Raw genomic sequence first — 9,576 nt, 5'->3', positions numbered from 1 at the left:
CATTCGCCAAGGCGCTCTGACTGATCAATCTGGTGATTGAGGGCCAAGAATCGGCGGCAACTATCTCGGATGTCGTGCCGCTGAAGGGCCTCGATGCCCATGCTGCCATCAGCTTGCAGCCGCTAAACCCTCGTCGTGATCAACTATTCGGGCAGATCAAATCCGCCGCCTGCCGCGCCTCGCTGAGCACCTGAAAGAGCACCCTCTGCTCAGCCTTGAGCATCTCGATCCAGTGGCCCATATAAGCGGCATGGCCTTCCAGCGCAGCCCCGATCTCCAGCCGATCCCCCAGCAGCACCGCGCCCAGCTCAGCGACCAGCTCCTCGCGGGCGTAGCTGTGGGAGCCCATGGCGCCGGAAAGATTCCGCTTGAGCCGGCTGTTGTGCCCTGTGGAGTGGATGACCTCGTGCGCCCAGGTGGCGTAGTGGCCGGTGCTGCTGGTGAAAGCATGGCGCTCCGGCAGCTGGATGCGATCGAGCTCTGGCATGTAGAAAGCCCGATCCCCAGCGCGACTGATTGGCACACACCAGGCGGAGAGGGTGGCTTCTGCAGCGGCGTGGCGCTCAGGCTCTGGCCGCACCTGAGGCTCTTCGATCGCCTTGCGGCTGGCGATCAGGCCTTCTAGCGCCTCGCCTTGCAGATCGCTGGAATTGAAGATGGCTACGGGGCGGAAGCTGGCCCAGCTCTTCAGGGAGATTTCACCGCCTTCGCCCTCCTCTTCGCGGCTGTGCAGCTGGGGCCGCAGGATGCGAACGGCTTTGGAGCCCTTCTTGGGGAAGATTCCGAGCTTCTTGGCTTCGGCAAAGCCGCACCAGAAGGGCAGGGCGGAACCCCGCAGGTGCATGCCGAGGGTGAGCAGGATCGGATTGGCGCCGCTGTAGCGGTGACCGGAGAGCAGATTGACGTGGTGACCGCCGCCACTGGCTTCCCAGGGCTTGCGCCAAGGCGTGGTGCCCGCTTCCAGCAGGCTGATGAGATCGGCCACGATCGCTTCTGCGGGCGATGGACCCTCTGAGGCTTTACGGCCTCGGCGTGAGCGGGTTTTGGTGGCCATGGACAGGATTGCGCAGTGCCCCGAATGGCACTTGCGGCGAGGGCAAGGGCGGCGCCAGCCGCTCGCGTCAGCCCTTGCGCCGCCGCAGACCATGAGGAAACCTGCGCGACTCAACCCTCTGGTCAGAGGCGTTTCTTGACGTTTTCCAGCGCCCGCACTTCCTCATTGCTGACGGCTGAGGGTGATGTGTTCACTGGCTTTTGCAACCGCCCCTCTGGCAATAGCTGATGAGTGGCCTTGTGCTGAATGGCTGGAGAACGGGATGAATTGGCGGCCCTGCTGGGTGAGTCGCCGGCGGCCTTAGATGCTCGACCCGCGAGCCCTGGCCCCTGGCGGGTGACGGCTTCAATGAGCGGCCAGAAGGTTCAGATCAGCAACAACCACGAGTCGCGGGTGATCCGCAAGCTTGAGCTGGAGACCTACCTGCGCCGCAACACGGCGCTGGAGCTGGTCTGACTCGTAGGTGTGATGCAGGGCCATGGCCCTCAGGCCAGCTCCGCCCTGAGGCTGGCCAGTGCCTTGCGCTCCAGCCGGTGGGCTGTGGTGTGGCTCACCCCCATGGCTTCTGCCGCCTGGCGAATCGAGAGGCCCTCGAGGATGTGCAGCCTGAGCACGGCGGCCTGATTGGCCGGAAGTTGATCCAGCATGCTTCGAGCTTGCCTGACTCTTCGCTCTGCTCTGCGCTGGCCTCAGCAGGGATCAAATCCAGCAGGCAGAAACCGGTTTTGGGCTGCGGCTGATCCAAGCTTTCGTGCCGGAACGGGTGGTGCCTTTCTCATGCTCACGGCGTGACACCCGCACCAGGCGGACGCGATCGCGGAGATGGTGACGCAGTGCGCCGCGATGGTGGCCCTGAGAAGGCTGGGCTGTGCTGCGCTTGCTGAGCCGGCTCACTGCTGTGGTGAGGGCCAATCTGGCGACCTGGATCGCATCTTCTCGCTCGATCAGGCCGGCGAATTGGCGAGAGAAGCCGCCGCCGCTGGCATCGGCGAGTGGCAGGAACTCCAGGATCAGGGCATCGCGTGCGGAGAGGGGACGGGGCATGGCTGGTGTGCGAAAAACGCGCACCACCAGCCCGAAACGCAGAGAAGGGCAAGCTGGGAGCGGATGAGTGGCGGCCACCACGGACCCTTGATCACGGCAGCTGCTTGCCCGGATCGTTCCTGCCATTTACGGCTTGCCCCTGCTGACGCTGCTGCCGATGGCGGCACCACCGAGCAGGGCGAGGATCAAGTTGAGGGCGGACTCAGTGGCTGTATGCAGCCGCATCAGAAACTCTGGGCAGGCTTTGGCATCGAGGAAGACCAGACGCCAGGCGCACACCGTCCCAGCGAGAAGATAGATCGAGAACTCGCTGATGATCACCGCTGCGAGCAGGACAAAGAGGAAGCGTTCGCGGTCGAACGGTGGTTTTACCGGCAGCCCCCCGGCTGCTGGTGGTGAGCTCTGCTGTGTGGTGGCTCAGATCGTCCGTCCATGGTCTGGCTCGCTGGGGATGAGCAGGTCTCCGGTTTCGATCAGTCCCAGACGTGCAGCGCTTCTGCCTGACGACGTTCGCTGTGGGGTGTGCCGGGCCTGAAGTAGCCCTCACCGCTTCGGCTGACCGGTCCAGTAGGCGGCAGCAGCAGCTGGATCCAGGCCAGCGGGCGGTCTCAAAGACGCAGCACCAGCCGATCAGGGAACCTTCGGCTGGATCGTGCAGGCCGGCGTACTCCTGGGCGAAGTAGATCTCCTGCCACTCATTGCTGTTGGGATCGATCCCCTCGCTCAGTGCTTGCTCCCTGGCGGCGTCGTAGGGCGGTCGGCGCAGGCCGGTGTACTGCATGGCCCCGCGGCCGGCGCCGCTGCCCGCCTCGATCACATCGAGATCAGAGAGATCAGTGGAGCCTGTCTCCACGATCATGCAGCCGATGAACCCGGCGGCTTCCTGCGGGCTCAGTGGCGCAATGGCACCCAGGCTGGCCCGGGTGACGGTGCTGGTGCAGAAGAAGGACAGCCAGTGCTGCAGGTTGCTGAGGTCGGCCATGGTTCTGCTCAGCCCTTACAAACCAGGAACCAGCCGCCGCTGCCGCCTGGCCTCCAGCGGGGATCCCAGTTCTTGGCGCTGTAGTGCTGGCCCTTGCCGTTGAGGTTGCTGGTGTACCCACCACCGACGAGATTGGCCTCACCGTTGGGATCGTTGTGAATCCAGCCGCTCGCTTCGTAGCCGGTCACCACGGTCCAGTGGCCGCTGCCCGATGGGCTGGAGCTGGGGCCTTTGTGCAGCCAGCCGGTGGCGACGGGCCGGCCGGCGTCGATCTCTTTGATCAGATCGGCGGTGACGCCATTGGTGAAAAAGTTGGCCTCCAGCCCGAGCGAACGCAGGGCTGAGAGCTGGGCCTGGGCCTCGGTGCTGTCGCCGTACTGGGCGCGAATGACGTTGTAGGCGTCATCGCTGCTGACCTTGCCCCAGTAGGCGGCGAGCATGGCGCAGCTCGAGGAGAAGCACTCGCGGTAGCCGGTGCCGCTGGCGTTGTCGTTCTGGGAGAAGTAGGGCACCACCAGCGGGTTGGCGAAGGCTGGTGCCGGCGGTGCTGGCGGTGACTCGCTGAAACGCAGAGCCCATGGCGCCTCTTCCAGCAGGATTTCGGCCTGGCCCTGCTGCTGCTCGATCCGCCCGATCGCGTCGTGCAGCATCGCCACGGCGTCTTGCTGCTGCTGTTTGCTCTCGAAGTACTGGAAGCGGTCCATCAACCGCGCCACGGTCATGGGGGTGGGCATTGCCGTGTTGGGCGACGTTCTCCTCCTCTTGCCAGCGGCCTAGCCGCCAGGTGTCAGCAGAAAGGCGGGCAGAAGCCCCGCCGCTGAATGCCTCGGCCCCTGGCCGCCTTAGAAGGGCAGCTCCTGCAGCCCTACCCCCACCGGGCAGCGGGCCGGAGTGGCGAGCTGGCGCTCAAAGAGGATCTGCCCGGCCAGCTCCGCGACACGGCGGCATGGCGCGGCTGACCTGAGGCGATCCATTGCAGATCCTCTAGGCGGCTGGAGCTCAAGGCACTGAAGCGGGAGCGGGTGGAGCGGTGCGTGGTGGCCATTGGTGGCGCAGCGCAGGACCCAGAAGCAGGCGGTGGGCGGGTCAAGGGGCCGGCCAGCGTCCGTGCGGAGCGCCTGCGCAGCCCCACAGCCGCGCAGCGGCGCAACCAAGCCGGCCTTGCGCAGCCCTTGAGGCGCCCACCGACCATGAAGGGGCCTGTGCGCAGCCCACATCCAAGCGACGGCGCCCGCCGTCACCGTGTTCTCTACTGACTTGCTTGCTGATCCCCTCCGCCCTGGCCGCCCGCCACACGGTGTTTTGGTGCCGGGATTGAGGCTCCCGGTGGGCCTTGGGCCTCAGGCCGCCCAGCCGATGGCAGCTGCCTGTTTGCGGCGCTCTTTGACCAGCCCAGAGACCCGATGGCGCATTTCAAGCCTGCCGGCTTCATCGGCCGCTTCATAGGCCTTCAGCTCCTGGGGGCTGAGCCTCAACTTGAAGTTGAAATCGAGCGGCATTTTGGCCTGGGTGATGGCCCCCATCAAGCCCCAGAGATCTTTGTGGGCATGCTCGGCTTCTCCTTCAGTGAGTGCCCGCCAGCCGCCGGTGATCTCATCGGGCATGACGCTCACCGCCTTGCCGTGGATGATCGTGCTGCCTTTGAGCTCCCAGCGGAAGCTTTCCAGCTCGTGGCGCTCGGCCCACTCGCCGCCATGGGCCAACCAGATCGGCCGACCGCCAGGCCGAGAGTGCCTGCAGCGGGCATTGCACCAGCCAGGCGAGGACGCGGGGCGTGAGCGATTCATCGTGGGCGATCTGGCGCTTGATTGAGCAATAGGCGCTGTAGCCACTGAGCTGAGAGCGGCGCTGGATGAGCAGGATTTGCGGTGCCATGGCAGGAAGGCCGGAGGGACTTCGAGCGAAACCACGGCGAGGGCAAGGGGCCGCGACCGCGCAGCGGCCTCGCGGACTTGCGCCGCCCTTGCGCCGCCGTGGATCGTGACGAACCCCGCCGCCGCCGCCTCAGGCCACAAGAGCCCGTCAGCCCCCCATATCCCATCAGCTGCGGTGGTGCTGGCAATAGGTGGTGACGTTGCTGGGGCCAGACCCCCGGAGTGACCATGGGCCTCACCTTATCGAGGCGATGAAGCATGAGACGAGGGTTGACCGCCTGGCGGTCACCAAGACCTTCGTTGAAGGTGAACTGCTTCGCCGCATGACTTGGCGCAACCTTGCTGGTGGTGCCTTGCAATTCGCCAAAGAGGTGAAGCTGCCTCGCGTTGGCTTCCGCGCTGTCAATGAGGGCTACCGCAGGGATTACGGCGCCGTCGAGAACGATTCGGAGTTCGTGCACCTCTTCGGTGGCGATCTCGACGTGGATCGCTCGATCGTTGACCTCAATGGCCCCGAGTCCCGCGCCAGCCAGACCGAGCAGAAGGTGCGCTCGATGCGCCTCACCCTGGAGGCGGCGATCATCAACGGCGATGCCACCTTTGATCCACGTGCCTTCAACGGGCTGAGCAAGCGTCTCCCCCCTGCTGCTCCCCAGACCATCGATAACGAAGGCGGCTCGGTGAAGCTCACCAAGCTCGAATCGCTGGTGGATTCGGTGAACGCCAACGGTGGCGAGAAGGTGCTGATCACCAGCAAGGCTGGTCGCCGCCAGATCAGCACCGCCAGCCGCCAGGTGCTCAGCGCTGATCTCTACCAGGTGGTGGATGGCCGGCACTGGTTTGAGGACGTCGAAATCCTCGTGGTGGATGAGGACGCCAGCGGCAACCAGGTGCTGGGCTTCGATGAAGCCGGCGGCACCACCAGCTTCTACTGCTGCGCCCTGGGTGATGAGCTGATGACCGGCCTGCAGGGACCGTTCGAGGGCCGCTACGGCCTCTCGGTGCGGGACTTCGGCGAAGTGCAGGACGCCCCGGTGTTTCGCACCCGGGTGGATTGGTACGTGGGCTTTGCGGTGTGCAACAGCCGGGCGATTGCTCGGCTGTATGACGTCAGTCCTGTCGTGACCTGATTGCTCGATCTGCTCACCTAAGCCCACTCCTTTTTTAGATCTATCCACCTTTGATTGAGAGGACACGACCATGGCTGCAATGGCCAACAAACTGATTGATGCAGTTACGACGTTGGTGGGCTGGATCAACCACAGCGCCACCGATCCGTTTGAGCGGGTCAGAGCCAGCGCTGAGGTGGTGAAGATCAGCACGCCGCTGGATGCAGCGGGTCACTTCACCTTTCTTGCTCAGCACCCGGGCGCTGCTGCTGCGGTGACATTTTTGCTGGAGCTGGCGCCTGAACTGAAGGACGGCACGATCGGCACCTGGGTCACGGCAGCGTCGGTGGCGGTGCCGGCTGCCGGCGGCCAGGTGGAAGCAACGATCAGCGGCGGTGCCCTGCTGATGGCCCCTGCTGATGCGGCGAACGTGAAGGAGCACGCCTTTGTGTATGCCCGCTGCACGCTGACTCCGAGCACCCCTGCTGGCGCCTACGCCGGTCTCACCCACGCCTGAGTGCTGTGATGCCGAAACTGGAACCGTTTCTACAGGCTCAAGAGGGCACGATGCGCGTGATCCCGTCGAGGCCTGGCGAGCCGTGGGCGCCGCCGCAGGCTGCTGAGGTGTCGGCCCGCCCGGACCTGCTGGCGCCGCCTTCTGATGACCTTGAACACCTGATCAGCGACCGGATCGAACCTGTGGATCCGACCGTGCGCGAGCCGGTCCTGGCGAGCGCGCCCTATCTGGAGACGCCGGAGGGGATGCTGCGCATCCGCAAGCCAGGCGAGGTGGATCGCTTCGTTCATCCCTGCCACCTGGAGGGCTGGTTGAAGCTGGAGTGGCAGGCGGTGTTGCCGATCTCGACAGACGCAGTGGGCGATGGCGGCACCGACCCCACGGACCCGACCGATCCCGTTGACCCCCCGGACCCTGGTCCGGTGCTGCCGGTGATCGTTGAGCTCAATCCCGAGGAGCCTCTGGAGGTGAGGGGCAAGCCTGTGAACGTGTCAGTGGTCGGCACCGGCATCGAGGCAACAGGTGATCTTCTCGTGAATGGAGCCTTGCAATCTGCTGATTCTAATTACACCTATACAAGCGACACAGAGTGCAGTTTTATCTTTGATTCAAGCGCGATCAGACGGCCAATTAAATTGCCGGTGATTCTTGTCAATAGCGCGGGTCAGAGTGATCCGGCGATGCTTGAGGTCCTCCCCACCCAAGATGATCCTGCTCCCGTTGATTCCAAGATCGAGGGTGAACCCGAGCCAGAGCCCTATTTCTCTGGTTTCACCGCGATGACCAGGGACGAGATGACATCTCACTGCCTGGAGGTCTACGGCGTCGCCCTGGATCAATCGATGACCAAGAAGGAGATGGTGGCTGAGGCCGAGCGCCTGGAGCAGGAGGCGGAAGCCAAGCTTGAAGGGAAGCCGGAAGCGAAACCTGTCGATTTTGCTTCGATGACGAAGGCTGAGATCACCGATCACTGCCTGCAGGACTTCGGGATCCACCTGGATCAATCGATGACCAAAGCCGAAATGTTGTCTGAGGCCGAGCGGCTGCAGCTTGAAGTGGCCACCATGCCCGATCCCCCTGCTGGTGATGGCCTGGGAGATGTCCCCAGCGATCTGCTGGGTTAATCCCCGCTTGGGGAGAGACACCTACCCGGTGTTGCTGACGGCGGGCTTTTTGTTGAGCTGGCAAAGGGTGGTAGCTCCCCTGCCGCTGGCTGTCTGCCATGCCCCCCTATCCGCTGACTGGCACGACGGAGCGCGATGACGGTCGCTTGCGCCTGCTGCCGCCCGTGGGTTGCCCTGGCGGCGAGGAGTGGGTCTTGCGTCATCAGGTGCAGCGCTGGCTGGAGATCGGTTTTCGCCTCGGGCCGGTGCCAGCGGCAACGCTGGAACTGTGGTGGTTGCCATCAGCCCGGCGCTGTAATGAGGAGCTGGGCACGGCCGCGATCGAGCTGAGCATCGATCCACGTGGTGTGCCGATGCAGGACCTCCAGGTGGACTGGGGAGATGGCACAGGCGAGCTGGTGCCGTGGACGATCGGACGGCCTGATGTCCCGAAGCTGCGGCACGTCTACAGCGAGCGTTCCGACCTGGTGGTGACCATCGCCATGGGGCTGTATGTGGCCTCGCTGCCGGTGTCGCTGCTGGGCTGCCCGCTGCCGCCGGCTGTGGTGTTCGGGATGATGGGCCAAACCGTTGGCCAGGCAGGAGGCGGCGCCGGCCTCTCTGGCGTGGAGGCCCTGGTGCCGGGTGATGGCCTCGATGGCCAGCCGTACAACGGCAGCGCCACGGAGCAGTGGCGGCTCCGGCTACACCCCGATGGCGGACTGGCTCTGCTGCCGAGCCCGGTGGATGGCAAGCCAGCCCTGGCGGTGATGTACGGCAGCGGCGCCGCCAGCCGTGGCAGTCGCTGGTACTCCGGTGACGGGCCACCGACTCAGGCGTGGATGGATGTGATCCAGCCCCCACCGGCGCCGGGTGATTTCTATCTGGACCGGGTGACGGGCCTGGTCTATGAGCTGGTGGCCTGAGCGATGAGTTGGAACCCGACGGGCGAATCGATTCAGGGGCCACAAGGGCCTGCCGGGCCACAAGGGCCACCTGGCCCAGGCGGTGGCACGGGCAACGAGCCGTTGCAGTGGGTCGATTTCAACGATCAAGTCAGCGAGCCGTCTGCACCAGCTGATGGCGTCCTGCGTGCTTATAGCGCCAAGCTCGCCGGCCGGATGCTGCTCAACCAGCGGGGGGCATCGGGCTTGCGCACGGTGCTGCAGCCGGCGCTCTTTGAGAACAATCTCTGGCTGGTGTCACCGAACCAGACCAGCTCCCTGTCGGCGCTCGGTGGCGGACTGACCTCCGTGGGCACGATCTCCCACCCGGCGCCGAGCCCTGCCTGCGGCCGGATGGCGAATTTCAACACCAATGCTTTGGCCGGGATCACGGCAGGCACCGGCAACCGTGACGTGATCTGGACGCGCGGCAACGGCTCTGGTGCCGCTGGCTTTTTCTATGCGGCGCGGCTTGGCTTTCCTGCTGACAGTTACGACAGCGACGGCCCTGATACCGGCACACGGCTGTTCTGCGGCCTGACCAGTCAGACCATGTCGTCTTCTGTTGCTTCTGACAATCCGGCTGGGCACTACTGCGGCTTCTTTCGCTGCCATTCAGATGACGGTGCTCAAGACGCCAACTGGCAGTTCGCCACCAAGAACAACGTCACGTTGCAACTGCAGGACACGGGACTGCCATTTCTGCCTGAACGCGCCTTTGATTTCAGGGTGTTTGCCCCACCCCACGCGAGCGAGGTGTTCTGGTCGATCACTGATCTGACGACCGAGCAGCTGGCGGAAGGTTCCCAGACCTTGAGCCTTCCTGCTGGCACGGTTTACATGCGTGCTGGCTTCCAGATGCAGACGATCAATCCTGCGTCTCGCCACATTCGCGTGCAGCGGCTGTATTGCGAGAGCGACCGCTGAGTGCGTGAGCGTCTGGCAATAG

The 9,576-nt window shown here is 64.5% G+C and carries 13 protein-coding genes; 7 read left to right on the top strand and 6 right to left on the bottom strand.

Annotated features, from left to right (window positions below):
• Positions 1-139 precede the first annotated feature (139 nt).
• Entirely contained in the window at positions 140-1,054 is a 915-nt protein-coding gene (locus BM449_RS00150; RefSeq protein ID WP_233830851.1) for a zincin-like metallopeptidase domain-containing protein, read from the bottom strand.
• 246 nt (positions 1,055-1,300) lie between these two features.
• On the opposite strand from BM449_RS00150, the gene BM449_RS14715 reads away from it, so the two are divergent.
• Positions 1,301-1,510 carry a hypothetical protein gene (locus BM449_RS14715; protein WP_145536964.1) on the top strand — a complete coding sequence of 70 codons (210 nt, stop codon included), beginning with the start codon at positions 1,301-1,303 and terminating at the stop codon, positions 1,508-1,510.
• 29 nt (positions 1,511-1,539) lie between these two features.
• Here BM449_RS14715 and BM449_RS00145 read toward each other — a convergent pair whose 3' ends face one another.
• From BM449_RS00145 to BM449_RS00130, 4 genes are all read right to left on the bottom strand, one after another.
• Complete coding sequence (locus tag BM449_RS00145; protein ID WP_083544291.1) at positions 1,540-1,701, bottom strand: sigma factor-like helix-turn-helix DNA-binding protein; 162 nt, start codon at positions 1,699-1,701, stop codon at positions 1,540-1,542.
• A 52-nt stretch (positions 1,702-1,753) separates the two neighbouring features.
• Positions 1,754-2,098, bottom strand: coding sequence for a hypothetical protein (locus BM449_RS00140; protein ID WP_162922792.1), 345 nt, complete (start codon positions 2,096-2,098; stop codon positions 1,754-1,756).
• 202 nt (positions 2,099-2,300) lie between these two features.
• Positions 2,301-3,080, bottom strand: a complete 780-nt coding sequence (locus BM449_RS00135) for a hypothetical protein (protein WP_071799586.1) — start codon at positions 3,078-3,080, stop codon at positions 2,301-2,303.
• Positions 3,081-3,088: 8 nt separating this feature from the next.
• Positions 3,089-3,814, bottom strand: coding sequence for a C39 family peptidase (locus BM449_RS00130; RefSeq protein ID WP_071799585.1), 726 nt, complete (start codon positions 3,812-3,814; stop codon positions 3,089-3,091).
• Positions 3,815-3,901: 87 nt separating this feature from the next.
• Here BM449_RS00130 and BM449_RS14710 point away from each other — a divergent pair, with 87 nt between their 5' ends.
• The gene (locus BM449_RS14710) at positions 3,902-4,039 is read left to right on the top strand and encodes a hypothetical protein (RefSeq protein WP_162922791.1); all 138 of its coding nucleotides are present in this window, start codon (positions 3,902-3,904) and stop codon (positions 4,037-4,039) included.
• A 381-nt stretch (positions 4,040-4,420) separates the two neighbouring features.
• Here the strand turns inward: BM449_RS14710 and BM449_RS00125 are convergent, their stop codons facing one another.
• On the bottom strand, positions 4,421-4,867 hold the full coding sequence (locus BM449_RS00125) for a hypothetical protein (RefSeq protein WP_162922790.1): 447 nt from the start codon (positions 4,865-4,867) through the stop codon (positions 4,421-4,423).
• A 338-nt stretch (positions 4,868-5,205) separates the two neighbouring features.
• Between BM449_RS00125 and BM449_RS00120 the strand changes: the two genes are divergently transcribed.
• The 5 genes from BM449_RS00120 to BM449_RS00100 all read left to right on the top strand — a co-directional run bounded on the left by BM449_RS00120 (position 5,206) and on the right by BM449_RS00100 (position 9,554).
• Positions 5,206-6,084: a major capsid protein gene (locus tag BM449_RS00120; RefSeq protein ID WP_071799583.1), complete on the top strand. Its 879-nt coding sequence runs from the start codon at positions 5,206-5,208 to the stop codon at positions 6,082-6,084.
• A gap of 79 nt (positions 6,085-6,163) precedes the next feature.
• Positions 6,164-6,580, top strand: coding sequence for a hypothetical protein (locus BM449_RS00115; protein ID WP_233830849.1), 417 nt, complete (start codon positions 6,164-6,166; stop codon positions 6,578-6,580).
• A gap of 8 nt (positions 6,581-6,588) precedes the next feature.
• Complete coding sequence (locus BM449_RS00110) at positions 6,589-7,704, top strand: hypothetical protein (RefSeq protein WP_145536834.1); 1,116 nt, start codon at positions 6,589-6,591, stop codon at positions 7,702-7,704.
• 98 nt (positions 7,705-7,802) lie between these two features.
• Positions 7,803-8,609, top strand: coding sequence for a hypothetical protein (locus BM449_RS00105; RefSeq protein WP_071799580.1), 807 nt, complete (start codon positions 7,803-7,805; stop codon positions 8,607-8,609).
• Positions 8,610-8,612: 3 nt separating this feature from the next.
• Positions 8,613-9,554: a hypothetical protein gene (locus BM449_RS00100; RefSeq protein WP_145536832.1), complete on the top strand. Its 942-nt coding sequence runs from the start codon at positions 8,613-8,615 to the stop codon at positions 9,552-9,554.
• The last annotated feature ends 22 nt before the right edge of the window (positions 9,555-9,576 follow it).

The sequence above is a fragment of the Synechococcus sp. SynAce01 genome, from assembly GCF_001885215.1.
In the GTDB taxonomy this organism is placed as follows: domain Bacteria; phylum Cyanobacteriota; class Cyanobacteriia; order PCC-6307; family Cyanobiaceae; genus Regnicoccus; species Regnicoccus frigidus.
The sequence above is the reverse complement of the archived record's forward strand: the minus strand, read 5'-3'. Positions and strand labels throughout refer to the sequence as shown.